The sequence below is a fragment of the Treponema bryantii genome (genome assembly GCF_900113965.1).
GTDB lineage: Bacteria > Spirochaetota > Spirochaetia > Treponematales > Treponemataceae > Treponema_D > Treponema_D bryantii_A.
The window spans coordinates 38474-53903 of the sequence record NZ_FORI01000011.1; the positions used below are offsets into that span (position 1 = coordinate 38474).

A 15430-nucleotide genomic window follows, 5' to 3' on the forward strand; every position below is an offset into this window, starting at 1 on the left:
ATATTAAATATTAGTCTTCATGATTTCCATGAGTTCATTTGCAACTTTGGAAGTACTTTCTGCCAGCTGTGCAAGATTTTGAGCTTCTTTACTTAAGTTTTCAGTAAAGGCAGAAATCTCACTGCTGGCATCATTTACAGCCTGTGAAGCTTCACACAAATCCTGCATATTATTAATTACGCTGGAAGCAAACTTATCCTGGCTGGCAACTTCAGTTTTCATTTGAGCAGCACTTGTTGCAAGGCTTGAAGAATCCTTAGCAATTTCGTTTCCTGCATTCTGCTGAGCTTTCATTCCTTCCCAGGCTGCATTTACACGTTCCGCACTCTTTACAGAACCTTCTTCAATTTGTTCAAGTGCCTGATTTACTTTTGCAGTGAGTCCTGCACTGTCATCAATAGAACCAGTAATAGAAGTAATGATATCTGCAATTTTATTAGACCACTGTGAAGTCTGAGCTGCAAGGTCTTTAATTTCATGAGCAATAACAGCAAAACCTTTTCCTGCTTCTCCAGAATGCGCAGCTTCAATACTTGCATTCATAGAAAGTAAGTCAATTTTATTGGCAAATGTAGCCAGTGTACTTGCAACACCTAAAATTTCGTTTGAAGAATTCTGAATATTCTTCATTTCTGTCATAAGTTTTTTCATGTCTTCACTACCAGCCTGGGTAAGCTTTGAAAGAGAAGAAGTGAACTGAGCGGCTGTAGAAATACCTTCTCCTACAGTAGTGATTCCGTTAATAACTTCCTGAGTACCCTTAGTAGTATTTTGAATCATGAGGGTTTCATTTTCAAATTCAGCAGAAATATTTTTTAAGAATTCTGTAAGGTTATCAACAGCCTGAACTGTTTCCTGCTGAATTCGGTTTTGCTGATCAATTGCGTTATTAATTTCATCAACTTTGCCCTGAGTTTTAGAAGAAGAATTAATCATGGATTCTACTGATTCATTAAGTCGTTTAGCAACAAAAGTAGAATCTTCTGCCATAATCTTTGCTTTTTTAATAACAAAAGAAAGTTTGTCCTTTTGAACCTGTGTTTCTTCTGCAAGACGTTGAACTTCTTTTTTTACATTTGATTCTCGTATAGCAAGAGTTATAAATACAGCAAGGTCTACAAAGAAGAAAGCAAAGCCCTGAGTCCACATAAAAGGAACTATACCCATTACCTGACAGACTACATCATGAATTGCACAGATTGAACCGGTTATAAAGCCTACAAAAACAGGAATGGAATCATACTCTTTATGTTTTATACCCTGAATTGTAACTACAAATCCATAAACGATAACACCAACTGTAGGAAGCATTGAAATTAAGAATAAATTATCAACCGCTTCATCATTACCGGTTGAAATCAAGAAGGCAGCAAAAAAGATTAATGTTACAGCTATGGCTAATCCATATGTAAATTTATTTTTTTTACGATTGTAAAATCTGTGAAGGAAGAGCATCAGAAACATCATACTTGCAGGCAAACAGGCTCTAGTAAACGCACGCTGAATGTTGTAGCTTGCAATTGTATTTTCCGTACCCATATCCAGGAAGTACAGAATTATAAAGAATAAACAGCCGGAAAAATACAGGAATGTTGTGTTCTTTTTGTCCATGAAAAATTGAAGCAATGAGTAGAAAAGAATAAAGCCACACAAAACTCCAATACATAAGAAGATTCGCTGGTTAAAAATATTTTTGATATTATTTATAAAGAAACCTTGCGCGTCATTATCAAGGGTAGGGCCAATATCTCTGGCATTTGAACCAGGAGCATAAACTCTTAAGGCAATTACAACTTTACCATCTTTAATACAATTTGAAGGAATTAAAACATCTGTGTTTTGTTCAATTTTTACATTAAGATTTGGAGGGAAGTTACCACGAGAGCCAACATAAACTCCGTTTGCATAAACTTCAATGGCACTGTTTGTTTTCTGAAAACCAATCCAAAGATTTGAATTATTCAGAGAGTTTGGTTTAGTGATGGTTTTTCTGAGCCAGAAATAATGCTCATTTTTTTCTACAGAAATCAGTGTATTAGCATTAATATCTTTCCAAGAACTATCATTGTAATCTGGAGATGCGTAGGCTTTATCATCGCCATATTTGATTTTCCAGTTTTCGTATGCAGGTTCACTTATTCTGCCACTAAATGAGCAGGATGTAAAAAGTAAAATGATTGAAAAAAGTGTAATATAAGTTTTTTTAAGATGTTTCATTAGAGCTCTCTCTATTTAGAATATATAGAAACATTATAACATAGAAAGTGCGAAATTGGAAAATTTTATGAATGAAGGTTGTGTTATTTTCTCTTGCTTACAGCGATGCGGTCACCGATTTCGTAAAAAGTTGTTTCGAATTCTTCGTTTGTGCGGAGGAATTCTGCATACTTCTGAATCTTTTTTACGAGCTTTTTTGTGCTGTAGTTGTGAGTGAGCGAGAGGTCATCAACCATGCCGTGGAACGAAAGGTTGTCGCTAATCATAACTCCATCGGGAGTGAGGTTTGCCTTGTACTTTTCGAAAAACTTGATGTACTGGGCTTTTGCGGCGTCAATGAAGATGAGGTCGAACTTGCCTTCGAGCGGGCAGGTAAGGGCATCGTCGTGAATGGCGGTAATGCGGGTGTCGAGGCCGCAGGATTTGAAGTTTTCTACGGCTTTGATATGGCGGTCTATGTCGAGTTCTATAGTAGTAACGTGAATATCATCCGCAAGTTTTGCAAAGCGGATTGATGAGTAGCCGATGGCAGTACCGATTTCGAGGATGTTTTTGCAGTTGTGTTCTTTTATATATTCACAGATAAAATCACAACCTTCGTCCTGCATGATTGGAACTGCCTCGCGGCTGGCGTATGCTTTTATAGAAAGTAAATCGTCCATAGTAATCCTAGTTCTTCTGCATCTGAATACGCTTACTGCGTACATCTGCAAGAAGTGATTGTAAACCATTTGCGTCCTGGGTTTCAATCAGTTTTTTAAGATTATCAAGCTGGGCTTCAAAGTTTTCAATGTGGGCAACGAGCTTTTCGCGGTTTGCGAGGAAGAGCTCTGTCCAAAGCGGTGCATTAATCATTGCAATGCGGGTGAGGTCTTCAAATGAGCCGCCACCGAAGCTTGTGATTTCCGGGTCGCCGGCACTTTCTACCATGGCACTCGCAACAACGTGACATAGCTGAGAGGTAAAGCCAATCTTGTTGTCGTGAGTGTCTGCATCAACTTCGGTAATGCGGGTAAAGCCCATTTTTGTGATGATGGTGCGGAGCTTTTCAACTGCAGCTTCATCTTCATAACCATCTTTTGGCTTAATGAGGATGTAGTTGTGATTCAAAAAGTATTCGCCTTTAGAGGCTGCAAAGCCTTCTTTTTCACCACCGGCCATAGGATGGCCTAAAATCATATGTGCATTTGCAGGACGGATTTCTTCCATGTTGACAGCAAGTTCGTGCTTAACACCGCTGATATCAGTTATGATTGCGCCGTTCTTATAATCATTTTTGTGCTGCTTGAAAAACTCCAGAGTTGCCTGCGGATAAAGGCAGACAAAAAGCATGTCGGCTTCGGAAAGCATTTTGTTAGTTTCCGAAGGAGTGAACGCTTTATCAATAATACCAGAGGTGAGGGCTGCGTACAGCGACTCATTGTTTTTATCAAGCGCGTAGATTTTATCGTTTGTGTCAGCAGAAGAGCGGATTGCTTTTGCAATAGATCCGCCCATAATTCCAAGTCCTACAATTGCAAAAATCATACGTTACGTCCGTTAATAGCTGCAATCTGTGGAAGAACTTTCATAAGCTGTGCAAACTCTGTTGGGTGGAGAGACTGCTCACCGTCACAAAGTGCCTTTTCCGGATTGTTGTGAACTTCGATGATAAGTCCATCTGTGTTACATGCAACTGCTGCTTTTGCGAGTTCTGGAACCATCCAGCGCTGACCACAGGCGTGGCTTGGGTCGATGATGATTGGAAGGTGGCTTACCTTGTGGAGGTAAGGAACAATGCTTACATCCAGACAGTTACGTGTGTAGTTATCGAAAGTGCGAACTCCGCGTTCACACAAAATTACCTGTTCATTTCCGCTTGCCATAATGTATTCAGCAGACATCAAAAGTTCTTTTACAGTTGCTGCCATACCGCGTTTGAGGAGGATAGGCTTTCCTGTTTTTCCCATCTCTTTAAGAAGGTCAAAGTTCTGCATATTGCGTGCTCCAATCTGAATTACATCTACGTCATCAAAGAATTTGAGCTGGCGGATATCCATAAGCTCTGTTACGATTGGAAGTCCTGTTTCTTTTTTAGCAGCTACGAGGAACTGAAGTCCTTTTTCACCAAGTCCCTGGAAGCTGTAAGGAGAAGTACGAGGTTTGAAAGCACCACCACGGAGAAGTTTTGCACCGGCAGCCTTTACATCCTTTGCAATTGAGATAACCTGTTCTTCAGTTTCAACTGAACAAGGTCCTGCGATTACCGGAATCTCACCGTTACCAAAGCTTGTGTTTCCAACTTTGATTACAGAGTTTTCTGGATGGAAAGTGCGGCTTGCCATTTTGTAAGGGGCAGAAACGCGCTGTACTGTATCAACAAAAGGATTTGCGCTGACCATTTCTGTGTCGAGCGAACTTGTGTCGCCGAGGAGTCCGAGAATTGTAAGGTTTTCACCTCTTGATACATGAACTCCAAAGCCCTTCTGCTTCCATGAGTCAATGAACTCATTCATCTGCTGTTCAGATGTGCCGTGTTTAAGTGTAATAATCATTTGTGTCCTCTCTTGGTAATTAGCCGTGAAGCCAAAAAAAAAGGAACTCTTTTTCAGAGTTCCTTGAAATTACCGATTTATATACATCAGCATCTACTTTGCCAGAACTCTGCAAGCTTTGTGAGAATACCAGTAATAATAGTATGCGTAAGTGATGTTTTTCATTTGTTGTTACTGTACTGTTACGTAGAAACTTTGTCAAGTGCTCCTAACTTATTTATGATCGTGTCGTACCTGGTCGAGGCCGCGCTTGAACTGTGGGATTCTGGCACAGGTTACGGTGTTCATGTCGCTGCGGTCGCCGCGCTGGAGGAAGTGGTAGGCTACTCCGGCAATCATGGCTCCGTTGTCGCCGCAGAGTTTGAGTGGCGGGAAGATGCAGTTGATGTCGGTGCGCTCAGCGAGCATTGCACGGAGGCGGGAATTAGCTGCGACTCCGCCGCCGCAGACAACTGTTTTGAGACCGGTATCGTCGGCGGCTTTCAGGAGTTTTCCAACTAGAGTTTTGATTGCTGTTTCCTGAAAGGCGGCGCACATGTTTTCTGTGCTGTGTTCGTAGCCTGGCTGCCAGAACATATCACACTGGTGAATTACGGCAGTTTTCAAACCGCTGAAAGAAACGTCGTAGCGGTGGTCTTTTTCATCAAGTTTTGGAACCGGGAAGCGGGCAGCTTTTGGATCTCCCTGTTTTGCAAGATTATCAATGATAACTCCTCCAGGGTAGCCCAGTCCGTAGAACTTAGCAACTTTATCAAAGGCTTCTCCAACAGAGTCATCTACAGTAGTTCCTAAAATCTCAAGATCATCAAAACCGTTTACCTTACAGATAATTGAGTGGCCGCCGCTGACAAGAAGTCCAAGGAACGGATATTCAACTTCGGTCTGAAGCTGAGCGGCGTACAAGTGGCCGAGCATATGGTTAATTGCGATAAAAGGCTTTTGTGTAGCCCAGGCAAGAGTTTTTCCAAAAGTAAATCCAACGAGAAGGGATCCCATAAGACCAGGACGGTTAGTAGCGGCTATGGCATCAACTTCGTCTAAGGTCATGTTTGCTTCTTTGAGTGCCTGGCGAACTACAGGAAGAATCCATTCTGCATGTTTACGGCTTGCGATTTCCGGTACAACACCCTTATAAATCTGATGGAATGGAATCTGAGTTGCAACAACATTGCTGAGAATAGTCTTTCCGTCTTCTACAATTGCGCAGGCTGTTTCGTCACAGCTGCTTTCAATACCTAATACTTTCATCGAGGTCTCCATGAAGGTGGTTTCGATACGCCCTACGGGCTACTCAACCACCGTTAGTGCTTCTTAGCCTTTGATTTACTTACTGTACTGAAGGTGTATCCCTTTTCTTTGAGTTCGGGATACACGTCCTGCAAAAAGGCCGGCAGAAAATCTGCACTCCAGATATGGCCTATCATTATAACGCTTCCATTTTTATTTGCAAGGTCAAGGCCTTTTTTAAGCTCCTTAAGGGCATTAGCATTTGTCTTTTCGTTATCAAGGAAGATGTTGCGCTCGTAGTAAGAATAGCCGAGTTCGCCCGCAACATACGGCACCTTCGTTTCAACATTGGTGCGGCTGTCGAGGAAGTAAATACCTTCCTGTGAACAGAACTGCATCACCGTAGCCATCTTCTCTGCATCGGCAGTAATGGCCGAACCTTCATGATTATTCATTCCGGCAATCGGGCCGATTTCTGTGATGTTCTGGAACAAAATACTTTTTATTTCGCCCTCGCTCATCTCCGGCTTAATGGCACCTGGCCCCGGATTTACCGAAGCGTTTACTGCCTGCATTGGCTGATGGAGCATAACCTCAAAACCCGCCTTACGAACCTGACTCGCCGATTCTTTAGAGTAGGCCAGCTGAGGCAAAACCGCAACGGTTATAGGGAAGGGCAGTTTTAAGAACGGTGCAAGATGTGAAAGATTCTGTCCGCCATCGTCAAATACAAAAATGAGCTGTGCATTGTTTTTTGCGGCAGGGAAGTTGTATTTTGATTTTGATGAAGCAGGTGCTGGGGCGGGAACGGTCTGCTCGCTTTGAGGTTTCTGACTGCTCTTGGCATCCTGTTCCGCAGGTTTTTCTTTTACCTGAGGAGTTTCTATTTTTACAGATTTATCTGTTTTTGGAGTTTCTGTTTTTTTTGCCGAATCAGAAGTTTTAGGAGCTTCCGTCTTTTTTGCAGGCTCTGTCTTTTTGGGGGCTTCAGATTTCTGTTTTGTTTCTGCTTTCGGTTCAGTCTTAGGCTCTTCCTTCTGTTTTTTAGAATCAATAATTTCTTCTTTATATCTTTCAATTACAGCATCAGGAAGTTTTTTGTTAGATTCGCTGAGAGTTGTAAAAAGCAGCAGCCCCATACAGATGGTAATAATTGTGCAGCAGAAAATAATCGCCTTATAAGCCGGAATGTAAACCTTAGGCTTTTTCGAAGAGCGGCGTTTTGTACGTGAAGTTCGTTTTGTTCCGGTTTTTCGTGTTGTTTTGGTGGAAGTTTTTCGTACTGTCTTTTTCTGAGGCATAAAATGATTTTATCATTTTGGAACGATTTTGTCAGTTAGGGGTATTCCTTGATATATTTTAATAAATACTGTATTTTCTTAAATATCATTAATAACAAAAGAAACACGTCATGCTGAAACAAGTTCGGGATGACGGAGATTTAGAGGTAAAAAAATGATTATCACTTGTCTTGATCTTGAAGGCGTACTTGTACCGGAAATCTGGATTGCTTTTGCTGATACTGTTGGTATTCCAGAGCTTAGAAGAACTACCCGCGATGAACCGGATTATGACAAGCTGATGAAATATAGAATCGGAATCCTTAAGGAACATGGACTTGGACTTAAGGAGATTCAGGATACAATTAAAAAAATAGACCCGCTTCCTGGTGCTAAGAAGTTCCTTGACGAACTTCGTTCCTGCTGCCAGACAATCATTTTGAGCGACACCTTCAGTCAGTTTGCAGCCCCTCTCATGGAAAAACTCGGTCAGCCTACAATTTTCTGTAATGAACTGATTGTTTCTGATTCTGGTGAAATTACAGGCTACAAGATGCGTTGCGACAAGAGCAAGCTCACAACTGTAAAGGCTCTTCAGTCAATTGGTTTTGAAACTATCGCTTCGGGCGACAGCTTCAACGACCTTGGTATGATTGAAGCTTCGAAGGCCGGCTTCCTTTTCCGTTCTACAGAAAAAATCATCAAGGACTATCCACAGTATCCTGCATTTACAGAGTACTCAGAACTGCTTGACGCAATTCGTAAATATCTGTAATTTATTGCAAACTAAAAACGGTGGTTTCGATACGACACTTAGTGTCTACTCAACCATCGTTATATCTGTTTACCAGGGGTGGCGGAATATAATGGGACGTCGTTTCATTTCCGCCTGAGATTATACCCTTAGAACCTGATCCGGATAATACCGGCGGAGGTAAGGTATGAAAAAAGTTCATACTCTCATCGTTTTATCAATTCTTATGGTTTGCTCTCTCTTTGCGGGAAGTAAAAAATCCAAAAAATCAACAAAAGCTGATGCAGCTCGTCTTAATGAAGTAATCGTTTATACTTACGATTCTTTCTGTGGTGAATGGGGAAGTGGTCCTGAAATTGCAAAGCTCTTTGAAGCAAAGACAGGAATCAAGGTAACCTTTATCGACTGTGGTGATGGTGTTCAGATTCTTTCAAAGGCTCTTCTTGAAAAGAAAGATCCTTATGCAGATGTTCTTCTTGGACTCGACAACAACCTTACAGAAAAGGCTGCAAAGAGCGGAGTGTTTGAGGCATTTAAGCCGGCTAATGCAAATGTGCTCGCAGATGGACTCGAAGAAGAACTCGGCGGGAAATGGCTCATGACTCCTTATGATTACAGTCCTTTTGCAATTATCTGGAATTCAAAATCTGGAGTTCCAGCTCCTGCATGTCTTGAAGATCTTACAAAAGATATTTACAAAAAGAAAATTATTCTGATGGATGCACGTACAAGTACACCTGGCCTTGGTTTTGAAACCTGGGTTAATAAGGTTTACGGTAAAAAGGCAGCTGATTATATGAAGCGCCTTACACCTTCTATTTTGACAATGGCTCCAGGTTGGAGTGTTGGATACGGAATGTTTACAGATGGAGAAGCTCCTCTTGTAATCTCTTATACAACAAGTCCTGCTTATCATATTGAGTATGGAGAGGGAGATCAGTATAAGGCTTTGAGCTTTACAGATGGTCACGTTATGCAGGTTGAAGGTGCAGGTCTTGTAAAGGGCGCTAAGAATGCTGAAGGCGCTAAGAAGTTTATTGAGTTCCTCATCAGCGAAGAAGCTCAGAACGTAATTCCTGGAACACAGTGGATGTTCCCATCGAATAAAAATGTAAAACTCCCTGCAAGCTACGACACAATTGAGATGCCGAAGATTTTGAAGTAATACGTCATTGCGAGGAGCGTCAGCGACGTGGCAATCTATTTAATAGATTGCTTCGCTGCGCTCGCAATGACGTATTGTTGATTTCTGTATGTTCCAAATTTACCTTTACACCCTTGAAATTGCTTTGCTCTCTACACTTATCGCGGCGGCGGCCGGCATTCCGGCAGCATACTTTACTGCGCGCCGACGTTTTCCCGGCCGCCGCCTTCTTCTTTCGTTTTCTGCGGTTTCGCTGTGCGTTCCTTCCCTTATTGTTGCACTCGGCTATGTTAGCTTCTGGGGAATGAACGGCACCGTAAACCGTTTATTTGGAACAGAGTTTTCCTTTCTATATAGTACGGCAGGCATTGTGATTGCCCAGGGCTTTTACAATGTGCCTTTCATTACCGGAATTGTAAGCGAAGCCTGGGAGCGCCTTCCTCGTGAACAGGAAAATGCGGCGCGGCTGCTTGGCGCAGACGAGGCACGCATTCTCCGTACCGTAACACTCCGCCAGCTATCGGGAGCAATCGGCGCTGCGTGTATTCCGGTTTTTCTTTTCTGTTATTTCAGTTTTATGATTGTCCTACTTTTTTCTCCTGTGGGACGATCTACTCTTGAAGTAGAAATTTATCACTCAATAAGAACTACGCTGGATATTGGCGCGGGGGCAAAACTCGCATTGCTGGAAACTATTACCGCCTTTGGAATTGTTCTGGCATACAGCTACGTGGCACGGAGAAGTCAGACGACCTCGAGCGGCGTGGATTATGTGCCGGTTGTGAGAAGACGTATTCGCGGTTCGGCCGTAGTGTTTGTTCCGCTTGTTTTTATGATTCTGATTTTTTTGATTTTTCCGCTGGGCTCGGTTTTTGTGAACGGAGCGGGGGAACTCGGAAAAGTTTTGGGGAGCCGGGGCTTCTGGAAGGCTTGTGCGAACTCGGTGAAGTGCGGGGTGGCGACCGGCGCGGCGTGTACTTTGCTGGGCTTTGCGTATTCGGTGGCGGTGAAGCTCGCGAGACGGCAGGCCAACGTGTTACTGCAAACCATCCCGGTGCTTCCGATGGCGATTTCGTCGGTCGTGATTTCGTGGGGCGCCACGATGATATTTCATCAGGGAACTCCGGCCTTACTTGTGGCGCTGCAGACGGCGCTGTACTGGCCAATCGCTTACCGGCAGATTCAGAACGGAATTAATAGAATAACTTATGAGACAGATGCTGCAGCCCGCATGCTTTCCCGTAATCCGTTGGACAGCATTTTCCGCATCTATCTGCCAGCCTGCCGCCCGGTTCTCATATCAGCTTTTGCCTACTGTTTTGCAATAAGCCTTGGAGATGCCACAATGCCTCTGGTACTGAGCATAAGAAATTTTGATACTCTTGCACTTTATACCTACAAGCTTGCCGGAGCCTACCGCTTTAGCCAGGCCTGTGCCTGTGGTGGTATAGTAGCCGCCTTAAGCATGCTGATTTTCACACTGGGAAAGAAATAAGGAAACAAGAAAATGAGCTATTTAATAGTAAGAAATATACATAAAACCTGGGAAACAGTTACCGTAGATTTTTCTCTTGAATGCGAAAAAGGCACAATGACCTGTCTTCTTGGTCCAAGCGGCTGCGGAAAATCAACAGTGCTTAATATAATCAGCGGGCTTGAAAAGAACGACCCGGACTACGAAGCTCAACTGGAAATCACACTCGACGGCCAGCGCATAGAAAAACTTGCCCCACGCCTTCGCGGAGTGGGAATGGTATTTCAGAGTGGTGCTCTTTTTAATCATATGAATATCGTAAACAATGTTGCTTATGGCCTTATTTCTCAGGGGATGAAAAAGAAGGAGGCTCTTAAAAAGGCTTCTGATTTTTTACCGGAGTTTGGGCTTTCTGGTTTTGAACGTCGTATGCCTCAAACCCTCAGCGGGGGAGAGCGCCAGAGAGTTGCTCTTGCCCGCACTTTAATCACTCAGCCAAAACTTGTATTACTTGATGAACCTCTCTCGGCACTGGATGCAGATTTGCGTAAAAGACTTGCAGCACAGATTCGTGACTGGCAGAAAAAAATGGGCTTCACCGCCATCATGGTTACTCACGATGTAAGTGAGGCCGAAGCTGTTGCTGATAATATTGTAAGATTTTCGAAATAAAACTGTCTGGCAAACGAATATGTTATTGATTCTTTTTCATATACCAGTATGAATAAAGTTTTTCAAAACCAAGTTTTTTATAAAGGTTTACTGCAATATCATTAGTTTGAACCACTTGCAGATAAGAATGATGAGCACCTTCTTTTTGTGATTTTTCAAGAAGTGCAGAACATACTTTTTTACCAAGTCCATGGCCGCGAAGTTCTGGTGAAACAACAACATTTTGAAGCAGCATATATCCATTTTCGATTGCAGCAGATGCGCATGCGGCGGGTTTTCCTTCATATATAAGAGTACAATAAATTGTATCAATCAGAACTTTGGAAATCATTCTGCGGAAGACATCCTGGTCGTGTAAATCATTTATTTCATGAACTTTAAAAAAGATTGGCAGCCATTCATCCGGCACAGATGAAAAAGTGTATTCAATAGATGAGTCTTTTTCAAATGTAATAGGACTTGTTGTCAGATCACAAACCATCAGATCTGTTGGTGTTACAGCTTCGTATCCACGCTTTGCAAGGAAATCATTTAACTCAGAATCTATTTCTGTGATTTTAAACAGGCAGGGAAGTCCCTGTTTTTTGTAAGCTTGTTCGCAGAAAGGAACTTTTTCTTCAAAAGTTTTAAAAGAAGGGTAGAGTACACTGACCGAGTTTGCGCGGCCGGTATACCCTTCAGAAAATTTAAGAATCCATCCATCGTAAAGGAGAGTATTTAAGGCGACATGTCCGTTCAGACACATTTCTTCAAATTTTTGTATCTGCTCATTCATGTATGTATCAGCCATAGAAGTTCTCCTTTAGAATAGACTTGCAATTAGTAAATCATTGTACCAATTCCACGGTCAGAGAACATCTCAATCAAAAGTGAGTGAGGAACACGACCATCGATAATATGTGTGCGTGGAACGCCGCCTTTGAGAGCGGTTTCGCAGCAGTCGATTTTTGGGATCATGCCGCCGGCGATTACGCCTGTGGCTTTGAGCGAACCGATTGCAGTGCGCTCAATTCTCTTGATGAGGGTGCTTGGATCGTCAATGTTGCGGAGAATGCCAGGAACATTTGTGAGCTGTACAAACTTTTCTGCGTGAAGGGCAACTGCAATTTTTGCAGCGGCTGTATCAGCATTGATGTTGTAGCGTGCGTAGTCATCCTGCTCGCCAAGGGCAACTGTAGAAACAACCGGAATAAAGCCTTCGTTCAAAAGGGAAGTGAGAATCTCAGGGTGAACCTCAGTTACTTCACCAACAAAGCCTAAGTCTTTTTCAGTCTTTACAGCGCGAAGAAGGCCTGAGTCTACTCCGGAGAGGCCGACTGCTTTGCCGCCTTTCTGAAGCAGGATTCCTACGATGTCTTTGTTCAATTTTCCGGTAAGAACCATCTGAACAATTTCCATAGTCTCTTCGTCTGTGTAGCGGAGACCGTCTATGAACTTGCTTTCCTTACCAACGCGTTCGAGCATGTGGTTGATTTCAGGTCCGCCGCCGTGAACGAGTACTACCTTAATTCCGATTGTGTTGAGGAGGACGATGTCTTCCATTACGGCCTGTTTGAGTTCTTCGTTGAGCATGGCGTTTCCGCCGTATTTTACTACGACTACTTTCCCGCACCACTGCTTGAAATAGGGAAGTGCCTGAACAAGGACTTCTGACCACTGTTCTGTTGATATGTCATTTGTTTCGTTAGTCATTATTTTCTCCTAGGTGCGGTAGTCGCCGTTGATTTTTACGTAATCGTATGTGAGGTCGCAGCCCCATGCTGTACCTTCGGCGTTTCCGTCGTGGCACTGAACGAGGATTTCTACGGCTTCGCGGTCCATAATCTTCTTTGCGAGATCTTCGTCAAAGTCTGCTGGAACTCCGTCCTTGTAAACCTGAACCGACTCTTCGCCGTGAACTTCAAAATCATCATAATTATCAAAATAGCGTTTTGCGTTAGGCTTGCTTGTGAACCAGATGCTTGTTGTATCCGGATTGAATGGGATTCCGCTGTAACCCATTGCGCAGAGGAAGCGGCCGAAGTTTGCGTCGCTTCCGAACATTGCGGCTTTTACGAGGCTTGAGCAGATGATTTCCTTTGCAAGTCCGCGAGCGGCTTCTACGCTGGCTGCGCCTTTTACGTTGCATTCAACGAGGCGGGTAGCGCCTTCACCGTCGGCAGCAATTTTGCGGGCCATTACGAGGTTCATTTTATTGAGGGCAGCGAGGAATGCATCGTAATCTGCGCCGGCAGCAGTAATTTCTGCGTTGCCTGCTTTTCCGTTTGCGAGAATACAGAGCGAGTCGTTTGTAGAAGTGTCGCCGTCTACAGATACGCAGTTGTAAGTTCCAAGAATTGATTCGTGGAGAGCCTTGCTGAGCATTTCTGAGCTGATTGCGCAGTCTGTTGTGATTACGGAAAGCATTGTTCCCATGTTGATGTGGATCATGCCCGAGCCCTTACACATTGTTCCCATGCGGCAGAGCTTTCCGCCAACGGTGAACTCTACGGCGCATTCTTTGAACTGTGTGTCAGTTGTCATGATTGCGATGCGGGCTTCTTTATTTCCTTCGCGAGAAAGCCCCTTCGCGAGGGCTTCTGCGTTGTTTTCTACTTTTGTTACGTCCAGCTGAGCGCCGATAACACCGGTTGAGTAAACGATTACATCTTCCGGTTTAATGTTGAGCTGGCTGGCTGCGGCCTTTGCCATGCGGAGTGCGTTTTCTGCTCCCTGAGCGCCGGTACAACAGTTAGCGTTTCCCGAAATTGCAATGAGAGCCTGAGCGCGGCCGTCTGCAAGGTGCTTCTGAGTAAGCTTTACGCTTTCTGCCTTTACGCGGTTCTGTGTGAAAACGCCGGCAGCGTTACATGGCACGTCTGAATATACGAGTGCGGTGTCATTCTTAGTTCTGCTTGCCTTAATGTGGCAGAGCATTCCGTTTGCGGTGAACCCCTGAGGAGCACAAACACCGCCATCAATGAATTTAATATTGTTCTGCATAAATATACATCCCTTTTGTATATTTATACTAATTTTGTGCGGAAGATTCAAGATATTTATAGAAGAATAAATTGTAATATGGGCTGCTGGCATTGTGATGTATATTGTTTATTCAAACTCTTTTCTCTATAATGCGAGTATGGCTTACAAAGTATTTATTGATGGAAAAGAAGGCACAACTGGCCTTAAGATTTTTGAGCGTTTTGAAAAGCGTACTGATATTGAAATCATTACAATTGATGATGATAAGAGAAAAGACCCGGTAGAAAAGGCAAAGATGATTAATTCATCTGATTTTACCTTCTTGTGTCTGCCGGACGCTGCGGCTATTGAGTCTGCAGAGCTTTGTACAAATCCTAAAACACGAATTATTGATGCTTCTACCGCTCACCGTACCAATCCTGACTGGGCATACGGTTTCCCTGAGCTTGGAGCAGACTTCCGTAAGAAAATAGAAACTTCTAACCGCGTAGCCGTTCCTGGCTGTTATGCTTCGGGCTCTATTGCCATCTGTTATCCGCTTGTTAAGTCTGGCATTATGCCGTCTGATTATCCTGTAGTGATTCACGCTGTAAGCGGATATTCTGGAGCGGGTAAAAAAGCCATTGCTCAGTATGAGGCAGAAGGCCGCGACCCTGGTTTGGATTCTCCACGCCTTTACGCTTTGACTCAGCAGCATAAGCACCTTCCAGAAATCAAAAAAATCTCTGGTCTGGACTTTGAGCCAATTTTCAACCCGTATGTATGTGATTATTTCCAGGGCATGACAGTTACTGTCGGCCTTCACGCAAGACTTCTTTCTAAGAAGGTTACAGCAAAAGATGTTCAGGAAATGTTTGCCGCTCATTATGAGGGAAGCCGTTTTGTTCAGGTTGCTCCACTGATGGGTGAGGGCATTCTTCCAGAGCAGTTTATTCCGGCAAATACTCTGGCTGGTACAAACAATATGCAGGTATTTGTTTATGGAAACGACGACCGTATCATGATTACAACCCGCTTTGATAACCTCGGAAAAGGTGCCAGCGGTGCTGCCGTTCAGTGTATGAACATCATGATGGGTATCAGCGAAGATACTGGACTATAACGAAAAATACGGTGGTTGAGCCTGCGGTCCCTGAGCCTGGTCGAAGGGTCGAAACTACCACG

The 15430-nt window shown here is 43.5% G+C and carries 14 protein-coding genes and 1 riboswitch; of the genes, 5 read left to right on the top strand and 9 right to left on the bottom strand.

The features are described from left to right. Window positions 1-3: 3 nt before the first annotated feature. The 6 genes from BM161_RS12630 to BM161_RS12655 all read right to left on the bottom strand — a co-directional run bounded on the left by BM161_RS12630 (window position 4) and on the right by BM161_RS12655 (window position 7279). Window positions 4-2217: a methyl-accepting chemotaxis protein gene (locus BM161_RS12630; RefSeq protein ID WP_074933263.1), complete on the bottom strand. Its 2214-nt coding sequence runs from the start codon at window positions 2215-2217 to the stop codon at window positions 4-6. A gap of 83 nt (window positions 2218-2300) precedes the next feature. Beyond that, window positions 2301-2879, bottom strand: coding sequence for an O-methyltransferase (locus tag BM161_RS12635; RefSeq protein ID WP_074933264.1), 579 nt, complete (start codon window positions 2877-2879; stop codon window positions 2301-2303). Window positions 2880-2886: 7 nt separating this feature from the next. Then, window positions 2887-3744 carry a prephenate dehydrogenase gene (locus BM161_RS12640; protein WP_074933266.1) on the bottom strand — a complete coding sequence of 286 codons (858 nt, stop codon included), beginning with the start codon at window positions 3742-3744 and terminating at the stop codon, window positions 2887-2889. Next, on the bottom strand, window positions 3741-4751 hold the full coding sequence (gene aroF, locus BM161_RS12645) for a 3-deoxy-7-phosphoheptulonate synthase (protein WP_074933267.1): 1011 nt from the start codon (window positions 4749-4751) through the stop codon (window positions 3741-3743). Before aroF ends, BM161_RS12640 begins: the two co-directional genes overlap by 4 nt. 213 nt (window positions 4752-4964) lie before the next feature. Continuing rightward, window positions 4965-5999 carry a tRNA (adenosine(37)-N6)-threonylcarbamoyltransferase complex transferase subunit TsaD gene (gene tsaD, locus BM161_RS12650; protein ID WP_074933269.1) on the bottom strand — a complete coding sequence of 345 codons (1035 nt, stop codon included), beginning with the start codon at window positions 5997-5999 and terminating at the stop codon, window positions 4965-4967. Between the two features lie 53 nt (window positions 6000-6052). Beyond that, window positions 6053-7279 (bottom strand): divergent polysaccharide deacetylase family protein, encoded by a 1227-nt coding sequence (locus tag BM161_RS12655; protein ID WP_074933271.1) that lies wholly within the window; start codon window positions 7277-7279, stop codon window positions 6053-6055. Window positions 7280-7433: 154 nt separating this feature from the next. Between BM161_RS12655 and thrH the strand changes: the two genes are divergently transcribed. The 4 genes from thrH to BM161_RS12675 all read left to right on the top strand — a co-directional run bounded on the left by thrH (window position 7434) and on the right by BM161_RS12675 (window position 11302). Continuing rightward, window positions 7434-8033, top strand: coding sequence for a bifunctional phosphoserine phosphatase/homoserine phosphotransferase ThrH (thrH, locus tag BM161_RS12660; protein ID WP_074933272.1), 600 nt, complete (start codon window positions 7434-7436; stop codon window positions 8031-8033). A 64-nt stretch (window positions 8034-8097) separates the two neighbouring features. Beyond that, window positions 8098-8213, top strand: a riboswitch (TPP riboswitch). Then, entirely contained in the window at window positions 8200-9177 is a 978-nt protein-coding gene (locus BM161_RS12665; RefSeq protein WP_074933274.1) for a thiamine ABC transporter substrate-binding protein, read from the top strand. It overlaps the preceding riboswitch by 14 nt. Before the next feature lie 88 nt (window positions 9178-9265). After that, window positions 9266-10651: an ABC transporter permease gene (locus BM161_RS12670; protein ID WP_074933276.1), complete on the top strand. Its 1386-nt coding sequence runs from the start codon at window positions 9266-9268 to the stop codon at window positions 10649-10651. 12 nt (window positions 10652-10663) lie between these two features. Next, window positions 10664-11302: an ABC transporter ATP-binding protein gene (locus tag BM161_RS12675; protein ID WP_074933278.1), complete on the top strand. Its 639-nt coding sequence runs from the start codon at window positions 10664-10666 to the stop codon at window positions 11300-11302. Between the two features lie 22 nt (window positions 11303-11324). On the opposite strand, the gene BM161_RS12680 is transcribed toward BM161_RS12675, so the two are convergent. From BM161_RS12680 to argJ, 3 genes are read right to left on the bottom strand one after another with little or no spacing between them, the layout of a single operon-like run. Continuing rightward, window positions 11325-12092 (bottom strand): GNAT family N-acetyltransferase, encoded by a 768-nt coding sequence (locus tag BM161_RS12680; protein ID WP_074933280.1) that lies wholly within the window; start codon window positions 12090-12092, stop codon window positions 11325-11327. A gap of 29 nt (window positions 12093-12121) precedes the next feature. Next, window positions 12122-12994: an acetylglutamate kinase gene (argB, locus tag BM161_RS12685; protein WP_074933281.1), complete on the bottom strand. Its 873-nt coding sequence runs from the start codon at window positions 12992-12994 to the stop codon at window positions 12122-12124. Between the two features lie 9 nt (window positions 12995-13003). After that, the gene (argJ, locus tag BM161_RS12690) at window positions 13004-14284 is read right to left on the bottom strand and encodes a bifunctional glutamate N-acetyltransferase/amino-acid acetyltransferase ArgJ (protein WP_177206246.1); all 1281 of its coding nucleotides are present in this window, start codon (window positions 14282-14284) and stop codon (window positions 13004-13006) included. 139 nt (window positions 14285-14423) lie between these two features. Here argJ and argC point away from each other — a divergent pair, with 139 nt between their 5' ends. Further along, complete coding sequence (gene argC / locus BM161_RS12695; protein ID WP_074933377.1) at window positions 14424-15368, top strand: N-acetyl-gamma-glutamyl-phosphate reductase; 945 nt, start codon at window positions 14424-14426, stop codon at window positions 15366-15368. Window positions 15369-15430: the final 62 nt, after the last annotated feature.

Coding starts and splice junctions, on each gene's coding strand:
- BM161_RS12635 (WP_074933264.1), bottom strand. CDS start 2,879: ATGGACGATTTACTTTCTATAAAAGCATACGCCAGCCGCGAGGCAGTT.
- BM161_RS12675 (WP_074933278.1), top strand. CDS start 10,664: ATGAGCTATTTAATAGTAAGAAATATACATAAAACCTGGGAAACAGTT.
- BM161_RS12630 (WP_074933263.1), bottom strand. CDS start 2,217: ATGAAACATCTTAAAAAAACTTATATTACACTTTTTTCAATCATTTTA.
- BM161_RS12640 (WP_074933266.1), bottom strand. CDS start 3,744: ATGATTTTTGCAATTGTAGGACTTGGAATTATGGGCGGATCTATTGCA.
- BM161_RS12655 (WP_074933271.1), bottom strand. CDS start 7,279: ATGCCTCAGAAAAAGACAGTACGAAAAACTTCCACCAAAACAACACGA.
- argJ (WP_177206246.1), bottom strand. CDS start 14,284: ATGCAGAACAATATTAAATTCATTGATGGCGGTGTTTGTGCTCCTCAG.
- aroF (WP_074933267.1), bottom strand. CDS start 4,751: ATGATTATTACACTTAAACACGGCACATCTGAACAGCAGATGAATGAG.
- argC (WP_074933377.1), top strand. CDS start 14,424: ATGGCTTACAAAGTATTTATTGATGGAAAAGAAGGCACAACTGGCCTT.
- BM161_RS12665 (WP_074933274.1), top strand. CDS start 8,200: ATGAAAAAAGTTCATACTCTCATCGTTTTATCAATTCTTATGGTTTGC.
- argB (WP_074933281.1), bottom strand. CDS start 12,994: ATGACTAACGAAACAAATGACATATCAACAGAACAGTGGTCAGAAGTC.
- thrH (WP_074933272.1), top strand. CDS start 7,434: ATGATTATCACTTGTCTTGATCTTGAAGGCGTACTTGTACCGGAAATC.
- BM161_RS12680 (WP_074933280.1), bottom strand. CDS start 12,092: ATGGCTGATACATACATGAATGAGCAGATACAAAAATTTGAAGAAATG.
- tsaD (WP_074933269.1), bottom strand. CDS start 5,999: ATGAAAGTATTAGGTATTGAAAGCAGCTGTGACGAAACAGCCTGCGCA.
- BM161_RS12670 (WP_074933276.1), top strand. CDS start 9,266: ATGTTCCAAATTTACCTTTACACCCTTGAAATTGCTTTGCTCTCTACA.